The organism is Streptomyces sp. NPDC060184 (assembly GCF_042728795.1).
Taxonomy (GTDB): domain Bacteria; phylum Actinomycetota; class Actinomycetes; order Streptomycetales; family Streptomycetaceae; genus Streptomyces.
This window is the reverse complement of record NZ_JBHWYX010000046.1, coordinates 30,447-47,105: the sequence shown is the minus strand read 5'-3', so window position 1 is coordinate 47,105 and position 16,659 is coordinate 30,447. Positions and strand designations below refer to the sequence as shown.

Genomic DNA, 16,659 nt, shown 5'->3' with positions numbered 1-16,659 from the left:
GCGGTGCCCCGCCCGCGGTCGTACGGCCCACCGCCCCGGAAGAGCGGTACGGCCCACCGCCCCGGAAAGCCGAACGGGCCACCGTCGCCCCGCGAAAACGGGGCGGCGGTGGCCCGGGACCGGACGGGCGGTCAGGCGAGGGTGGCCGTCAGGGTGATCGTCGTCCCGGACAGGGCCTGGCTGACCGGGCAGTTGGCCTTGGCGTCCTCGGCGGCCTTGACGAAGCCGGCCTCGTCCAGACCGGGGACCTCGCCCACCACCGTGAGGTGGATGCCGGTGATCCCGGTGCCGGGCTGGAACGTCACGTCGGCCTTGGTCTCCAGGCTGGTGGGAGCGGTGCCCGCACCGGTGAGGCCGTGCGACAGAGCCATCGAGAAGCAGGCGGAGTGCGCGGCGGCGATGAGCTCCTCCGGGCTGGTCTTGCCATTGGCCTGCTCGGCGCGCGAGGGCCAGGAGACGGGGAACTCGCCGACGCCGGACGAGTCGAGCGAGACGACACCCTTGCCCTCGGCCAGGTTGCCGTTCCAGACCGTGTGCGCCGTACGCGTGGTAGCCATGGTGAATCCCTTCAAAAAAGGTGAGCGAGAATCGCGTGGTTCCGCGGCACCTCGTGTGCCGTGGAACCGGTGAACGACGCGGCCACCCGGAGGAGTCGCGCCGTCACCCCCACGAACCTACTGCGCCACCAGCCCCTTTGCGTCCCGGGCCAGTGCCGTCAGCCGGGAGATCGCCCGGAAGTACTTCTTCCGGTACCCGCCGTTCAGCATGTCGTCGCTGAACAGCCGGTCGAAGGGTATGCCCGAGGCGAGGACCGGGATCTCACGGTCGTACAGCCGGTCGGCGAGCACCACCAGGCGCAGCGCCGTGGACTGGTCGGGCACCGGCACCACACCGGTGAGGCAGACCGCGCTCACGTCGTCCGTCAGGGCGCCGTACCGGCTCGGGTGCACCTCGGCCAGGTGGCCGAGGAGCGCGGGGAAGTCGTCCAGCGAGGCACCCGCGGTGGCGTACGCGGCCCTGGTGACCTGCTCGTCGTCGAACGGCGGCGGGGCCTCGGGCAGGCCCCGGTGCCGGTAGTCCTGGCCGTCGATCCGCAGCGGACGGAAGTGCGCGGAGAGACCCTGGATTTCCCGGAGGAAGTCGGCGGCGGCGAACCGGCCCTCACCGAGCTTGCCCGGCAGCGTGTTGGAGGTCGCCGCCAGCGCGACGCCCGCCTCCACCAGCCTGCTGAGCAGCGAGGAGACCAGCACGGTGTCGCCCGGGTCGTCGAGCTCGAACTCGTCGATGCAGAGCAGGCGGTGCCCGCTCAGGGTCTTCACGGTCTGCTGGAAACCCAGCGCGCCGACGAGGTTCGTCAGCTCCACGAACGTGCCGAACGCCTTCAGGGCCGGTTCGGCGGGGGTGGCGTGCCAGAGGGAGGCGAGCAGGTGGGTCTTGCCGACGCCGTACCCGCCGTCGAGGTAGACACCGCGCGGCCCGGCCGGAGCGGCGGGCTTCTTCGCGAACCACCGCCGCCTGCCCTCGCCCGACGCGTACGCCCCGCCGAGACCGGCGGCGAAGGAGCTGAGCACCGTGACGGCCTCGCTCTGGCTCGGCTGGGTCGGGTCGGGGACGTACGTGGCGAAACGCACCGAATCGAAGCGCGGCGGCGGCACCATCTCGGCGACCAGGCGGTCGGCGGGGACGTGCGGCCGGCGGGCGCACAAGGACAGCGGAGCCGCGCCGGTGAGGGAGTTTTCCCCCGGAGCGGTGGTGGAGGACGACACAACGGTCAACCTTAAGGGCCGTGCCACACTGCCTGACATGCGAAGCCTGTTCCCTGTGACGGACCTGACAGTCACCGCCGCTCCCGCCCCGGCCGGTCCCGACGACCGCGAGTGGAGTTTCGACGAGCTCGCCGCGGCGTACGCCTACCCGGCCGGTCCGGGGCCCTGGCTGCGCGCCAACATGGTCACCACCCTGGACGGCGCCGCCCAGCACGACGGCCGCTCGCAGGCCATCTCGTCCCCCTCGGACATGCGGATCTTCGGCACCCTGCGGGGCCTCGCCGACGTCGTGATCGCCGGCGCCGAGACGGTACGTACGGAGGGGTACCGGCCCGCCCGCGCCCGTGAGGTGTTCGCCGCGCGGCGGGCGGCGGCGGGCCAGACGTCCGCGCCCGCCGTCGCCGTGGTCAGCGGAAGCCTCGACCTGGACTTCTCGGCTCCGCTCTACACCGAGCCGCTGGTCCCGACCCTGCTGCTCACCGGGTCGGCCGCACCGGCCGACCGGGTCGCCGCGGCCCGGAAGGCGGGGGCCCGGGTGGTGGTCGCCGGTGAGGGCACCCGGGTCGACCCCGCGCGAGCCGTCCGGGAGCTGGCCGCCCTCGGCCTGAACCGGCAGCTGACGGAGGGCGGGCCCCGGCTGCTCGGCCAGTTCGTCGCCGCGGGCGTCCTCGACGAGCTCTGTCTGACCGTCTCACCGGTGCTGACGGCGGGCGAGGCGCAGCGAATCGCGGGCGGCCCGTCCGTACCGGTGCCGGAACGCTTCGTCCTGGCGGGGCTGCTGGAGGAGGACGGGTTCCTCTTCACCCGGTACCGCCGCCCCTGAGGCCGCCCGGTGCCGCCGCCCGGTGCCGCCGTCCCCGGGTGGTCCGGGCACGGGCTTCGGACGGCCCGGGGAACGGGCGCGACTCCGGTCGACCTTTAACGGAATTTACCGTTCCGCTTGGCTTCCGCTGGGCACACTTACCTCTGCAATCTCCGTGCGATCACGGGGAAGGATGGTTTCAGCAGCGGCCCCCACGAGGCCGGCCGGATGAAGAAGCGGAAGGGCGCCCGTCGTGTTCACAAGCGTTTTGATGATCGAGAAGCCGCTCACCCCCGAGGACGTCGACTTCGTCACGACCCTCCACGGCGACGAGCGGATCTCGTTCATCGTGCTCATGCAGCCGCGCGGCGACCAGGCCGACGTGCTGCTCCGCGCGATCGACGACGTGGCGCTCGGCGAGCTGCGGGACGCCGCCCGGGAGGGCGAGGAGCCCGAGGGGAAGGACGCGCTCGAACCCGCGAGCCTCGCCCTCGAACACTCGCTGCGCGCCCTGCGGGCGGCGGGCTCCGAAGCGGTCGGCCAGGTCGTGGAGGACCACCCGCTGGACGTCCTCAAGACCGTGGTGGACGACGCGGAGGCCGACGAGGTCATCGTGCTGACCGCCCCGCACTACGTGGAGGAGTTCTTCCACCGCGACTGGGCCTCCCGCGCCCGCCACAAGGTCGGCGTCCCGGTGCTCAAGCTCTTCGCGCACAGCGAATAGGCTGGGCACCGGCGCCGGGCCGACCGGCACCACGACCGACTTCAGGGAGAGAACACGCATGGCACCCGGTATTCCTGCCGCCATGGAACGGCCGCACTTCATCGGCATCGGCGGCGCCGGAATGTCGGGCATCGCGAAGATCCTCGCCCAGCGGGGCGCCGAGGTGGCGGGCAGCGACGCCAAGGAGTCCGGCACCGCCGAGGCGCTGCGCGCGCTGGGGGCGACCGTCCACATCGGTCACGCCGCGGCCCACCTGGCCCCGGACGCGACCTGCGTGGTCGTCTCCAGCGCCATCCGCGCCGACAACCCGGAGCTGGTGCGCGCCGCGGAGCTCTCCGTCCCCGTGGTGCACCGCTCCGACGCGCTCGCCTCGCTGATGACCGGTACCCGCGCCATCGCCGTGGCCGGTACCCACGGCAAGACGACCACCACGTCGATGCTGGCCGTCGCCCTCTCCACGCTGAACCTCGACCCCTCGTACGCCATCGGCGGCGACCTGGAGGGACCGGGCACCAACGCCGCCCACGGCGGCGGCGACGTCTTCGTCGCGGAGGCCGACGAGAGCGACCGCAGCTTCCAGAAGTACGACCCCGAGGTCGCGATCGTCCTCAACGTCGAGCTCGACCACCACGCCAACTACGCCTCGATGGACGAGATCTACGAGTCCTTCGAGAAGTTCGCCGGGAAGATCGTCCCCGGTGGCACCCTCGTCGTCGCCGCCGACCAGCCCGGCGCCGTGGAGCTCACCCGGCGGCTGCGCGAGAACGCCGGGGCCGACCTGAACATCGTCACCTACGGCGCGTCCGAGACCGCCGACGTGCGCGTCCACAAGGTCACCCCGCGCGGCCTGACCAGCGAGGTCACGGTCCTGCTGAACGGCAGGTTCCTCACCTTCACCGTCTCCGTGCCCGGCCGCCACTACGCCCACAACGCCGTCGCGGCCCTCGCCGCGGGCGTCGCCCTCGGCATCCCCGCGCACAACCTGGCCTCCGCCCTCGGTGCGTACACCGGGGTCAAGCGCCGCCTCCAGCTCAAGGGCGAGGCCGCGGGCGTCCAGGTCATCGACTCGTACGCCCACCACCCCACCGAGATGACCGCCGACCTGGAGGCCATGCGCGGCGCGGCGGCCGACGCCCGCATCCTCGTCGTCTTCCAGCCGCACCTCTTCTCCCGCACCCAGGAGCTGGGCACGGAGATGGGCCAGGCCCTCGCCCTCGCCGACGCGTCCGTGGTGCTCGACATCTACCCGGCCCGCGAGGACCCGGTTCCCGGCGTCACCAGCGAGCTGATCATCGACGCCGCCCGGGCGGCCGGTGCCGACGTCACCGCCGTGCACGACAAGGCGGACGTCCCGGGGGTCGTCGCGGGAATGGCGAAGCCGGGTGATCTCGTTCTCACCATGGGAGCGGGCGACGTCACCGACCTCGGCCCGCGCATCCTGGACCAGCTGTCGAAGTGAGGGAGCGAGCCACCGTGCCGTACGACATCGAGAAGCCCGACGAGCAGTGGCGGGAAGAGCTCTCCCCGGCCGAGTACGCGGTGCTGCGCCAGGCCGGTACCGAACCCGCCTTCCGGGGCGAGTACACGGACACCAAGACCGAGGGCGTCTACTCCTGCCGCGCCTGCGGGGCCGAGCTGTTCCGCTCCGACACGAAGTTCGAGTCGCACTGCGGCTGGCCTTCTTTCTACGACCCGAAGGACACCGACGCGGTCGAGCTCCTCTCGGACACCAGCCACGGCATGGTCCGCACCGAGGTGCGCTGCGCCCGCTGCGGCTCCCACCTCGGCCACGTCTTCGAGGGTGAGGGGTACGAGACCCCGACCGACCAGCGCTACTGCATCAACTCCATCTCCCTGAAGCTGACGCCCGACGCCTGACGGTTCCGGCGTGTGTGCCCGTCGCCGGGTACGTACGCGTCGAGGGCCGGAGCCCGCGCGGCTCCGGCCCTCGACGCGTACCCGGGTGCGGGTCAGTGGCCCCCGGCGAGTTCCCCGCTGAGCCGCTCGTGGAGACGGGCGCTCGGCTCGTTCAGCCCGGTGATCTCCACGGTCTTGCCCCGCTGGGCGTAGCGGGCGGCGATCGCGTCCAGGGCGGCCACCGACGAGGCGTCCCAGACGTGCGCGGCGGACAGGTCGATCACCACCCGCTCCGGGTCGCCCGCGTAGTCGAAGCGGCCCACGAGCTCGTTGGACGAGGCGAAGAAGAGCGCCCCGGTCACCCGGTAGACCGCGGTGGTGCCGTCCGGGTCGGTGACGGCGGTGATGTCCGCGACCTGGGCCACCCGCTTGGCGAAGACCACCGTCGCGAGCAGCGAGCCCACGACCACGCCGATGGCGAGGTTGTGGGTGGCGACGACGACCACCACGGTGACCACCATGACGGCGATCTCCCCGGCGGGCATCCGCCGCAGCGTCTTCGGGGCGATGGAGTGCCAGTCGAAGGTGGCGAACGAGACCATCGCCATCACCGCGACCAGGGCGGCCATCGGGATCTCGGAGACGACCGGCCCGAACACGATGCAGAGCACCATCAGGAACGCGCCGGCGAGGAAGGTCGACAGCCGGGTGCGCGCCCCGGACACCTTCACGTTGATCATCGTCTGGCCGATCATCGCGCAGCCGCCCATGCCGCCGAAGAAGCCGGTGACGATGTTGGCGATGCCCTGGCCGACCGACTCGCGGGTCTTGTCGGAGCGGGTGTCCGTGATCTCGTCGACCAGCTTCGCCGTCATCAGCGACTCCATCAGGCCGACCAGCGCCATCGCGAGCGCGTACGGTGCGACGGTCGTCAGCGTATGGAGGGTGAACGGTACGTCCGGCAGGCCCGGCACCGGCAGCGACGAGGGCAGCTCGCCCCGGTCGCCCACGGTCGGCACCGCGATCCCCGCCGCCACGGTGAAGGCGGTGAGGACCACGATCGAGACCAGCGGGGCCGGGACGACCGCGGTGACCCTGGGGAAGAACACCAGCAGCGCCAGACCGGCCACGATCAGCGGGTACACGGCCCAGGGCACGTCCCGCATCTCCGGGACCTGCGCCATGAAGACCAGGATCGCCAGGGCGTTCACGAAGCCGACCATCACGGAGCGCGGCACGAACCGCATCAGCCGCGCCACCCCCAGCGCCCCCAGGACGATCTGGAAGACCCCGGCGAGGATCACGGCGGCGACCAGGTAGCCGAAGCCGTGCTCACGGTTGAGCGGCGCGACCACCAGGGACACCGCACCGGTGGCGGCGGAGATCATCGCCCGGCGCCCGCCGACCACGGAGATCACCACGGCCATGGTGAACGCGGAGAACAGGCCGACCGCCGGATCGACCCCGGCGATGACCGAGAACGAGATGGCCTCGGGTATCAGCGCGAGGCCGACCACGAGACCGGCCAGCACCTCGGTGCGCCAGACCTTCGGGTCGCCCAGCCAGTCGGGCTTCAGGGCGCGCAGCCGCCCGGCCGGGGAACCGGCGGAGACGGCGGGGGCAGGGGGGACGGTGAAGGACAAGGCAGTGCGGACCTGTCGTGCTCGGGCACACCACGGATCGGGCAGGGCCGAGGGCGTGCGTCGGGGCGCGGAGCGCCGGGACGGCACCTCGCGGTCGGACCCGTGGCCGGGACCGTGAGCGGAGGGGAACGGTCGGACCCGGGGAAGGCCGGTGCGGACCGGGCCGGGCGCGAGAGGCTCGGGACGGACGGGCAGCGGCGGGCTCACGGCTCGCGCGCCCCGCCTCTCCCCGGCACGGGACCTCGCGGGACCGGACCTCCACCGGGGGCGGCGTCGGCCCCGGTGCGGTGGCGCGGGCGCGCGGAGCGTACCTTCACCACGCCGAAAACCCTACCCCGAGGGCGGGGCAGGGTTCGGTGGCGGCCGTCACACGGGCAGCGGGGCCGTGCGACGGCCCGTGCCGGGCGGGTCGGGCGGCGTGGGTGTGTGGGTCGGGCCGCGCGGGTGGTGGGTGGGCGCGGGTCAGGCGGCGCGGGCCAGCTCCGCGCGGCCGAAGAGGAGCGCGTACCCCTGGGGGAGCGCGCGGAGCACCCGGGCCAGGAGGTCGGGGCCGGCGAGCTGGGCCACCGTGGTCAGGACGGAGCCCGTGTCCCAGCGGGTGGTCGCGGTGCTCGCGCCGGTCGCCAGGGCGAGCGAGGTGACGAAGTCGCGTCCGGTGAGCGGCGTTTCGGGTCTGCCGGCGAGGAAGACGGCGGCGGCCTCCTCGGGGAGCCGGGACGCCAGGATCTCCCGCTCCTCCCCGGCCAACTGCCCGCCGAGCCCGCCCAGTACGAGACGTACCGCTTCCTCGGCCCGTTCCCGGGTCGGGTACGCGCCGTCGTAGCGGACCTTTTCGAGCATCAGGGTGTAGGACATGGCCGGAACGCACTGGGTGGAGTCAGTCGTGTTCTGCATCGTTCGGCAGTCGCCTCTCTCGTCGCAGTGGCCTTCTCGCCCGCGCCGGAGAAGAAACGTACGGAGCCGTGCGCGCGGGGTGCGGGGCTGGTGTTCAGCCGTTACCCCCACCCGGCCACCTCACACATGCGGGTTGGAAGTGGGCCCCGGCCTTCCGTTGACGGGGCGTCGGGCGGTTCACCGGTGGCGTCGCTGCCGGTCCCGCCCCACGGGCTCGTAGAGTCCCGCCATGAACGACATCGATCTCCTTGCGGGAATTCTGTCCAGGACCGGGGACCTCGTGGAGGGCGTCCGGCCCGACCAGCTCTCCCTGCCGACCACCTGCGCGGCCTACGACGTGGAGGCGCTGCGCAACCACCTCGTGGGGTGGCTCCGGGTATTCGAGGCCGGGTGCGGGGACCGCCCGTACGAGGGCGACCCGGCGGAGCACGTCTGCGGGAGCGACCCGGCCGGTGAGTTCCGGGCCGCCGCCGCGGGGCTGGTCGCGGGCTGGCGGAACCACGGATTCGACCGCCAGGTCCGCGTCATGAAGGGCGAGCTGCCCGGCCCGATGGTCTTCAACATGGCGCTGATGGAGTACCTGGGGCACGGCTGGGACCTCGCCGTCGCCACCGGGCAGCCGGTCCCCTTCACCGACGAGGAGGCGGCCCAGGTGCTGGAACGCGCGCGGGTCACGCTCCCGCCGCAATTCCGGGGCGAGGGGAAGGCGTTCGGCGAGATCGTGCCGGTCGCCGAGGACGCCCCGGCCCTGGACCGTTTCGTGGCCTTCCTCGGACGCGATCCCGGGGCCGCCCCGGCGTCCGCCTGAACCCGGTCCGGGGTCGGGCGGTCCCGTCAGGGGCGGCGCACCTTGCCCGCCAGCCGGCGGCCGATCCGCCCGAGCGGGCCCGCAGGGCGCCGGTTCCAGGAGCGGAACGCCTCCGTCCGGCCGCTGCTGCCGGCCCGCCCGACGGCCTCCTCGACCGCCTGGACCCCGGCCGCCGAGAGCTCGCGCACGGCGGGGCGCAGCACCTCGTCCAGCAGGGCGCCGCTGGTACGCGTCCAGTGCGCACCCGCGTGCGGATGCGCGCTCCAGGTCAGATAGCAGTCGGCGGCGAACGCGGGGTCGGACCGCAGCCGGGCGAGTACGGGCTCCTCCCGCGCGGCCCCGTCGTAGGCGGCGAGCAGGTCAGGGTCGTCGGTGTGCACGAAGGCGTACAGCTCCTCCTCCGGCCGCTCCGGCGCCAGCAGGCGGCGGGCGAGCGCACCGGACGCGTGCTCCAGGACGCCCGGCTCCACGGGCTCCGCGGCCGGACGCAGGGCGAGCAGCCGCGCCGCCCACCCCTCCCCGGCGGCGGCCTCGTCCGGCGGCACCCGCGCCCCGTCCGCCTCCGGGGCGGCACCGGCCCCGCGCATCGCGCGGGCGAAGTCCAGCAGCAGCAGGGCCCCGCGCTCCCGGCCCAGGATCTGGTGCGGGAAGCCGCGCAGCAGATCGTGCGCCAGATCGGCCGCGTCCGCGTCCCCGGCCGCCGCGCCGAGTGCCGCGCCGACCAGGTGCGACCAGGTGCCCGCGCTGCGGTGCGCGTCCGAGGTGGCCGCCTCCAGCAGCATCCGGGCCTCCCCGGCCGTGGGGCCCCGGTCCGCCCAGACGAGTCCCACGGCGGAGCGCAGCACCAACGGCTCGGCGAACGGCGAGATTCCCGCGGTCCGCAGTACCCGGCCGAGCGCGGCACTCCGGTCGTCGCCGCAACTCGCCCTGATCGCCCGCGACTCGGCGCACATCCGCAGGTGCGGCAGCGACTGCGTCCCGGTGAACGGGAGGGGCACCCGGCCCAACAGCCGTTCCATGGCGGCGGGATCGTCCGGCGCGATCCGGTCCAGCGCCACCAGCAGAGCGGTCCGTACGTCGAACTGCTCGTCCAGCAGCTCCAGCAGGGCCGGGCCCCAGGAGAAGTCGGAGGCGGCCGGCAGCGCGGGGGCGACCCGTTCCACGACCGAGGGCAGCAGCTCGGCGCAGTCGACGCCCAGAAGCCGCGCCACCCTGAGGAGCTGAACGGTCCGCGCGATGTCGAAGGCGGTCCCCGCGCCGCCCAGTTCGGCGAGGATCTCCGGTGCGAGGGCGTCGGAGACGGCCTTGCCCCCGGGGCCCGCGAAGGCGCTCCGGTCGGGGAGCACGAGGGAGCCGTTGCCGCCGCGTACCGCCTCGGTCACCAGCATCGCGGCGAGCGGAGCGGTCGTGGTGGCCGGGGACCTCCCGTCCAGTGCGCCGAACAGCCGCCCCACCGCGTCGAATTCACCGCCGGTGCGGTCGTCGAGCCCGGGTGCGGTCAGCGCGTCGACCAGCTTGCGGGTCTGCTCCTCGTCCAGTGCGTACGGCCGCTCCGCCGCCCAGTCGGCGGCCGTGGAACGCTCGTCGGGTCCGAGGGTGATACCGGCACAGAGTGCGGTGACGGCCAACGGCCCCGCGGCGAACGGCTCACCGTGCAACGCGCGTGCCCTGTGGAAGAGTTCGGGTGCCCGGCTGCGCCAGACGCGGGCGGCCGTCTCGGCCCAGGCGTCACCGGACGCCGGGGACGGGCGGCCGTTCGGGACGCCGCACACATGCACCCGGATCTCGGCGGCGTCGAGCAGATGGGCGTCCTCCGGGAGCACCCCGACGACCTGCTGAGGGGCGAGCGAGGGGCGCCGGGAGTACGTGGTGAACGTCAGCTGCTCCGCGTGGTCCGGCGGCAGCACCGCGGAGGCCAGCCCGATCCAGCGGGCCACGTCCTCGCTCTGCCGCTCCACCAGTGCCACCGGCGCCGTGGCGCCCGACGCGCACTCCACCCGTACCCGGCGCAGATCGGCGAAGACGGCGGCGAGCCACGGGCCCCGGGAGACCGCGAAGTCGCCCAGTGCCTCACGCTCCAGGCCGGGGTGGGCGTGCGGCGAGGTGAGCGGGTCGGGTATCGCGCCGCCGGGGGTGACGGACACCCAGCGGGGCGAGCGCCACGCGGCGATCGGCAGCCGGTCGCCCGGCAGGCGCGCCCCGGCCGGCAGCAGCACGGCGTGGGTGTGGAACCGGAGGTCGCCGGACCCGCCCGGTGCGGCCAGCGGCACCGCCCGGGCCAGCAGTCTGCTGCCGTCCGAGAGCTGGGTGAAACTGAACGCCTGCGGCATGGAACGGAGTTCGGTGTCCGTGGGGAGGAACGGCACGTCCCTCGGAGGCTCGTACCCCAGCAGGGGTTCGATCTCCGGGAGCAGTGCCGTGGGTATGTGGGGGGCGACGGCGGTGAACCGTCCCACCGTCCCCTCGTCCCCCGGAGCGGCCGAGGTGTAGTGCAACTGCGCGAGGCTCATGCCCGGGGCCCTCTTCGTCCTGCGGCGACCGTCCCCGAACCCGCGTGCGCGCAGGCCCGTTCCGGTGACGCGCGGGGCCGGCCGGCGACCGGGGCGGGGAGCGTTCCGCAGTCGCGTGGGGGCGACGCTATCAAGCTCCGGCGGGCGTGCGGAGCGATCCTCCGGCCAGGTTCGCCGGGACCCCCCGGGGCCGTCCCCGCCGCGCGCCGAAGCCCACCGGCCGGGCGGCGGGGCGCGACCCCGCGCGTCCGTCTCCTCACGCGGGCTGGAGTAGGTCCCAGCGGTTGCCGTACAGGTCCTCGAAGACCGCGACCGAGCCGTACGCCTCGTGCCTCGGCTCCTCCAGGAACCGCACCCCGGCCGCCGTCATGCGCGCGTGGTCCCCCGCGAAGTCCTCGGTGTGCAGGAAGAATCCGACCCGACCGCCCGTCTGCGCCCCGACCGCAGCCCGCTGCTCCCCGTCCTTCGCGCGGGCCAGCAGCAGACCCGTGCCCGTGGCCCCGGCACCGCGCGGCCGGACCACGACCCAGCGCGTTCCGTCGCCCCGGTCGGTGTCCTCGGCCAGTTCGAAGCCGACGGCGTCCCGGTAGAAGGCGATGGCCTCGTCGTAGTCGTGGACGACCAGGGTGGTCAGGGCGATGTGCGGCATCTCGGCTCCTCGGAAGCGGGTGCGTGCGGAACGGTTCCGGTTATACGTAACACTAACGAGGGCGTCGAGCGGCCCGGAGAATGCCCGCATGGACACGTACGACCTCGCACCGCTCACCGCCCGCGCCCGGTCCCTCATCGTCCCCGGCCGACGCGGGATCCTGGGGATCGCCGGGCCGCCCGGCGCCGGAAAGTCGACCCTCGCCGGCGCACTGGTCGAGGCGCTCGCGGGCGCCGCCGTACTCGTCCCCATGGACGGCTTCCACCTCGCGGGCGCCGAACTGGAACGGCTCGGCCGGGCCGCCCGCAAGGGCGCGCCGGACACCTTCGACGCCGCCGGATACGCCGCGCTGCTGCGACGGCTGCGCGAAGCGGGCAGCGGCGGGAGTACGGCCGGTGCCAGGGGCACGGGCAGCACCGGCGCCCCGGCGTACGCGTCGCCCGGGGGCGAGACGGTCTACGCCCCCGCGTTCGACCGGTCGCTGGAGGAGCCGATCGCCGGATCCGTCGCGGTGGAGCCCACCACCCCGCTCGTCGTCACCGAGGGGAACTACCTCCTCCACGACGAGGGGGCCTGGGCGCCGGTGCGCGGGCTGCTCGACGAGGTCTGGTACGTGGACATCGATCCGGACGTACGCGTACGGAGGCTGGTCGACCGGCACGTACGGTTCGGCAGGCCGAGGCCGTACGCCGAGCGCTGGGTGGCGGATTCGGACGAGGCGAACGCCCGGCTGGTCGAGGCCGGACGCGACCGGGCCGACCTGGTCGTCCGGCCCCGCCCGCGCCAGGACTGAGCGGCAGGCGGTACACGGGCTGCCGCCGCCGGTTCAGGGCCGAGGGCTCAGGAGCGGCAGGGCCGCTGGGCCAAGAGCCAGGCCGTGGCGGCCTTCAGGGCCTTGTCCTCCCCGCGTGTCTCGGGGACCTCGACGTCGGGCGTGAGAGGCCCGTCGTGCACGCGCCCGGTGCGGTCCGCCTCGCGGGCCACCGTCAGGACGACCATCGCGCCGTCGGACAACCGGTACGGGGAGTTCGCCGTGGGAACCCCCATGGTCGCCTCCCCGAACGTGCGGGTGCCCGGGCGCCCCAGGAAGGAGATGACCACGGCCTCTCCGGCGCTCGCGGTCCTGCGGCTCGTCAGAACGGCGACGGGCGGCAGCGGCCGGGCCAGGGGTGCGGCCGGCCCCCAGGCGTCCGCGTACGCGCTGGGCGTACCGTCCTGGACGGCCCAGGTCTCCTTCCGGCCGTCCGCGTGGACGGCGGCGCCGGCCTCCCCGTCGCCGAGGACCGGTCCCACGGCGGCGAGCGGTCCCCACATGTCCCCGCCGCTCTCGCCCCGCAGATCGACGATCCACCCACAGGCACCCTCGTCGTCGATCCCCGCGACGGTGGACCGCGCCGAGCGGACGTAGGGGGCGGCGGCCTCGTCGGAGGCGACCGGAGGGAGCATCAGATAGCCGATGCCACCCGGGAGGCGGCGCCCCTCGGGGAGCATCGGGTCATCGGCCGACGTGTCCAGAGTCCGGGCGACGTCCTGCGGATCGAGGAAGGCGCTGTGCCCGTCGCCCAGGTCCCGCAGCGCCTGCCGGATCGGCCCGTACGTCTCGGCGGGCGTCCGCGCCTTCGCCGCATGGGCGAACGCGTCCCGGCGGACCTCCGGCCAGTCCACCTCTGCCTTCACCAGGGAGTGCTTCTCCATCAGGTCCAGGGCGGACGTGAGATACGCCCTCGCCTCCGGTGCCATGGTGCCGTCCTCCGGCTCCGCACCGCCCCCACCCGCGCATCCCGCCCCCATCAGCACGGCCGACACCAGAGCCAGCCGGACCGGACCGCGCATCCGTCTTCCCGCCGGAACCCCCACCGCGCACCTCCACCTCGTCCGGCGCCGCACCCCCGCGGTGCCCGGCGCCTCCGTGCGACTCTCCTACGGATCGGCCGGCAGGCGCCACCCCTTACGGCGGGTGGGCGCGGCCACGGGACGCGCGGCCCCGCTCCCTTCGGGCTTCGAGCCGTTTGACCTTCAAGCCGCTTGAGAGCCGAGAATCGCGCCCATGGACGACACCGACGCGCTGATGAGCATCGGCGCCTTCGCCCGCCGGGTGGGCCTGGCTCCGAGCGCCCTGCGCTTCTACGACGACTGCGGCGTGCTGCCTCCCGCGCACGTCGACGCCGCGACCGGCTACCGCTCCTACGCCCCGGCGCAGGAAGCCCGCGCGGTCCTGGTGCGGCGGCTGCGCGAAGCCGGGATGCCGCTCACCGACGCCTCGGTGGTGCTCGACGGGACCCGCGCGGAAGCCCGCGCCGCACTCGAGGCCCACGCGAGGAGGGCCCGTGAGTCCGCCGAGGCGGCCCGGTCGGCGATCGAGGAGATCCTCCGCGACCTGCCGGGCGGCCCGCCCCGGGCCACGGCGCGGATCGGAGGGGCGGAGCTGGCCAGTGCGGTCCGGCAGGTCGTCCCGGCGGTGGCGTCGGGGCCCGCGGCCGAGGAGTTCCCGGCCCTCGGCTGCGTCCTGGTCGAACTCGGGCGCGAGGAAGTGCGGCTCGTCGCCACGGACCGCTACCGGCTGGCGGTCCGCGCCCTGCGGCCCTCCTCCGGCTCCGTCGAGGGGGAGGCGTGCGGGTTCCTGCTGGGAGCGGCGCGGGCGCGGGACCTCGCAGCCTGGGCCGTACGGCTGCCGGATCTCGGGATCGAGGTGGGCGCGGAGGGCGTACGGCTGCACGGCGCCACCGGCGAGATGCGCGACCTGGTGACCGTCGACGGGACCTTCCCCGACTACCGGATGCTGCTGGACGCCCTGCCCGCCGCGCGCCACCGGATCATCGCGGACCGGACCGCCCTGCGCGCGGCTGTCGACGCCGACGCGCACGACGGGCCCGTCACCCTGCGGACCGACGGGCAGCGGCTCGCCGTCGCCTTCCGGGGCACGGTCACCGCCACTCCGGCCGGGCTCTGCACCGGGCCGCCCGTGCGCGTCGCCTTCGACCCGGCGGTCCTCCTGGCGGCGCTCGACGCGGGCGTCGGACCCGACGTCCTGCTGGAGGTCTCCGCCCCGCACGGGCCCGTGGTCGTCCGCTCCGCCGACCAGGGCAGCTTCACCACGCTGGTCATGCCGGTCCACGACGTCCCGACCGGGACCTGACACCCAGACGCACAGCACCGAAAGCGAGACCATGGACCCCGACAACCCCGTCGTCAGGCTCTGCGCCCAGGGCATGCGGGCCGAAGCCGCAGGCAGGCCCGCCGACGCCGAACGCCTCTTCCACCAGGCGTGGGAGAGCGCCACGGACGACTACGAGGCCTGCGTCGCCGCCCACTACCTGGCCCGCCACCAGCCCACGCCCGAGCGGACCCTGCACTGGAACCGGGAGTGCCTGCGCCGCGCGGACCTGGTCGGCGACGAACGGGTGGCGGCTTTCTACCCCTCCCTGTACCTCAACACGGCCAAGGCGCACCAGGACCTGGGCGAGCCGGACGAGGCGCGCGAGAGCTTCCGGCTGGCCGCCGCCCGTATCGGCGCGGTGCCGCCGGGGCCGTACGCCGACTGGGTCAGGGTGGCGATCGCCGAGGGGCTGCGCACCACCGGGGCGGCCGTACCGCGTGCCGCCGACGGCCTCCTGTCCGCCCTGCTCGCCGGGTTCTGCGCGCGCGGGGACCTCAAGGCCCTGGGGCTGATCCTCCCCGCCCACCTCGCGGACCTCGGCACGGAGGAGGACCGGGTGCGGCTGACCACGGCCCTGCACATGGTGCACGCCGCCCGGTGGCTGCCCGAGGACGAACAGCGCCTTCTCGGCCGGGCCGTCGGCGCCCTGGCCGCTCCCGCATGACGCGCGGGACCTCTTCGTTCAGCTCCGCGCGCCGGGACCGTCGGCGGTCGCGCCCGGCACCTCGCGTTCGAACCGGCCGATGGAGACCGTGACCGCCATCCCCGCCCGCGCGTACAGGAGATGGGCGCCGGTCAGGCTCTCGCTGTCGACGTCCAGCCCGACCGAGGAGGCGCCGCGCCCGGCGAAGAGGGCGAAGGAGGCGAGCAGCAGGGACCGCCCGATCCCGAGGCGGCGGTCCTCCCGTCGTACCGCCAACTGGCTTACCTCGCCCGCGGGTTCGCCCTGGACGTCGCGGAACCTGCAGAGCGCCGCCCCCGCGATCCGTCCCTCGCGCTCCGCGAGCAGCCAGAGCGAGGGGTCGAAGCCGTCGTACAGCAGGTCGTCGGCCCAGACGTCGTACGGGCGGGGCCCGGCACCCCAGCGGTCGCCGAACGCGCCCTCGGCGCAGGCGTGCACCGCCCGCAGATCCTCGGCGGTCCCGGTGCTTGCCCGCAGGGTGACCCCGTCCGCCCATACGGGTGCGTCGAGCGGCCCGTCCAGCGCGATCGTCATCCGCTGGTGGACCCGTGTCCGGCGGTAGCCGCGCGAGCGCAGAAGCCGTTCCGAAGCGCCTTTGAGGTAGACGTAGTTGACGAGCGAGAGCGTCCGGCCGGCGTCGGCCGCCAGCCCGGCCGCCCGGGTCTCCGCCAGTTCCAGCAACCGGGTGCCGACGCCCGCGCCCTCGTGGCCGGGGTGGGTGTACGCGTCGGCGTGGGCGCGGCCCTCGCCGGGCTCGGCCGTCAGGTGCCCGTATCCCGCGATCTCCCCGCCGGGACCTGTCACGATCCAGGCATCCCGGCCGGTGTCGAGACGCGACCAGATCCGCGCGTACTCGTCGACGGTCTGGGCCGCCGCCGTGGCGTCCCCGGCCCGGCCCGCGGCGTTCACCGTGCGGAGGATCGCCGGGAGGTCGGATTCGAGGGGCGTACGTATCCCGTATCCCGGCTGCATGGGGGTTCCTCGCTCTGGTGCTGGTGCTGGTGCTGGTGCTGGTGCTGGTGGGCGGGCCCGGACCCGCGCCCGTGCCCCGGTAGGGAATCAGGAAGCGGGACGGCCCGGCAACCTGTTTTGGATCATGATTCCGCGGGTGTCGGCCTCCGCCCGCCGCACACGCACCCGGCACCCGGCGCCCCGCCACGCCCGCCC

General features: G+C 74.3%; 16 protein-coding genes. 8 read left to right on the top strand and 8 right to left on the bottom strand.

What is annotated here, in order from left to right:
* Window positions 1-131 precede the first annotated feature (131 nt).
* A complete protein-coding gene (locus ACFWEE_RS26220; protein ID WP_386892671.1) occupies window positions 132-557 on the bottom strand; it encodes an OsmC family protein in 426 nt (141 codons plus the stop codon).
* 117 nt (window positions 558-674) lie between these two features.
* Entirely contained in the window at window positions 675-1,766 is a 1,092-nt protein-coding gene (gene zapE / locus ACFWEE_RS26215) for a cell division protein ZapE (protein WP_386892669.1), read from the bottom strand.
* A 37-nt stretch (window positions 1,767-1,803) separates the two neighbouring features.
* Here zapE and ACFWEE_RS26210 point away from each other — a divergent pair, with 37 nt between their 5' ends.
* From ACFWEE_RS26210 to msrB, 4 genes are all read left to right on the top strand, one after another.
* Window positions 1,804-2,589: a pyrimidine reductase family protein gene (locus ACFWEE_RS26210; protein WP_386892667.1), complete on the top strand. Its 786-nt coding sequence runs from the start codon at window positions 1,804-1,806 to the stop codon at window positions 2,587-2,589.
* Window positions 2,590-2,839: 250 nt separating this feature from the next.
* A complete protein-coding gene (locus ACFWEE_RS26205) occupies window positions 2,840-3,292 on the top strand; it encodes an indole-3-glycerol phosphate synthase (RefSeq protein ID WP_386892666.1) in 453 nt (150 codons plus the stop codon).
* A 58-nt stretch (window positions 3,293-3,350) separates the two neighbouring features.
* A complete protein-coding gene (murC, locus tag ACFWEE_RS26200) occupies window positions 3,351-4,751 on the top strand; it encodes a UDP-N-acetylmuramate--L-alanine ligase (protein ID WP_386892664.1) in 1,401 nt (466 codons plus the stop codon).
* Window positions 4,752-4,765: 14 nt separating this feature from the next.
* Window positions 4,766-5,170, top strand: coding sequence for a peptide-methionine (R)-S-oxide reductase MsrB (msrB, locus tag ACFWEE_RS26195; RefSeq protein WP_386892662.1), 405 nt, complete (start codon window positions 4,766-4,768; stop codon window positions 5,168-5,170).
* Between the two features lie 92 nt (window positions 5,171-5,262).
* Here the strand turns inward: msrB and ACFWEE_RS26190 are convergent, their stop codons facing one another.
* On the bottom strand, window positions 5,263-6,792 hold the full coding sequence (locus ACFWEE_RS26190; RefSeq protein WP_386892661.1) for a SulP family inorganic anion transporter: 1,530 nt from the start codon (window positions 6,790-6,792) through the stop codon (window positions 5,263-5,265).
* Between the two features lie 462 nt (window positions 6,793-7,254).
* On the bottom strand, window positions 7,255-7,686 hold the full coding sequence (locus tag ACFWEE_RS26185; RefSeq protein WP_386892659.1) for a DUF2267 domain-containing protein: 432 nt from the start codon (window positions 7,684-7,686) through the stop codon (window positions 7,255-7,257).
* A gap of 229 nt (window positions 7,687-7,915) precedes the next feature.
* Here ACFWEE_RS26185 and ACFWEE_RS26180 point away from each other — a divergent pair, with 229 nt between their 5' ends.
* The gene (locus tag ACFWEE_RS26180) at window positions 7,916-8,494 is read left to right on the top strand and encodes a TIGR03086 family metal-binding protein (protein ID WP_386892658.1); all 579 of its coding nucleotides are present in this window, start codon (window positions 7,916-7,918) and stop codon (window positions 8,492-8,494) included.
* Window positions 8,495-8,520: 26 nt separating this feature from the next.
* On the opposite strand, the gene ACFWEE_RS26175 is transcribed toward ACFWEE_RS26180, so the two are convergent.
* Complete coding sequence (locus ACFWEE_RS26175; protein WP_386892656.1) at window positions 8,521-11,004, bottom strand: GTPase-associated protein 1-related protein; 2,484 nt, start codon at window positions 11,002-11,004, stop codon at window positions 8,521-8,523.
* Window positions 11,005-11,260: 256 nt separating this feature from the next.
* Entirely contained in the window at window positions 11,261-11,653 is a 393-nt protein-coding gene (locus ACFWEE_RS26170) for a VOC family protein (protein WP_386892655.1), read from the bottom strand.
* Between the two features lie 88 nt (window positions 11,654-11,741).
* Here ACFWEE_RS26170 and ACFWEE_RS26165 point away from each other — a divergent pair, with 88 nt between their 5' ends.
* Entirely contained in the window at window positions 11,742-12,446 is a 705-nt protein-coding gene (locus ACFWEE_RS26165) for a nucleoside triphosphate hydrolase (protein WP_386892653.1), read from the top strand.
* A gap of 47 nt (window positions 12,447-12,493) precedes the next feature.
* On the opposite strand, the gene ACFWEE_RS26160 is transcribed toward ACFWEE_RS26165, so the two are convergent.
* Window positions 12,494-13,486: a S41 family peptidase gene (locus tag ACFWEE_RS26160; RefSeq protein WP_386892652.1), complete on the bottom strand. Its 993-nt coding sequence runs from the start codon at window positions 13,484-13,486 to the stop codon at window positions 12,494-12,496.
* A gap of 214 nt (window positions 13,487-13,700) precedes the next feature.
* Between ACFWEE_RS26160 and ACFWEE_RS26155 the strand changes: the two genes are divergently transcribed.
* Both ACFWEE_RS26155 and ACFWEE_RS26150 read left to right on the top strand, forming a co-directional pair.
* Entirely contained in the window at window positions 13,701-14,789 is a 1,089-nt protein-coding gene (locus ACFWEE_RS26155) for a MerR family transcriptional regulator (protein ID WP_386892651.1), read from the top strand.
* Window positions 14,790-14,820: 31 nt separating this feature from the next.
* Entirely contained in the window at window positions 14,821-15,474 is a 654-nt protein-coding gene (locus tag ACFWEE_RS26150) for a hypothetical protein (protein ID WP_386892650.1), read from the top strand.
* 18 nt (window positions 15,475-15,492) lie between these two features.
* Here the strand turns inward: ACFWEE_RS26150 and ACFWEE_RS26145 are convergent, their stop codons facing one another.
* Window positions 15,493-16,464 carry a GNAT family N-acetyltransferase gene (locus tag ACFWEE_RS26145; RefSeq protein WP_386892648.1) on the bottom strand — a complete coding sequence of 324 codons (972 nt, stop codon included), beginning with the start codon at window positions 16,462-16,464 and terminating at the stop codon, window positions 15,493-15,495.
* Window positions 16,465-16,659: the final 195 nt, after the last annotated feature.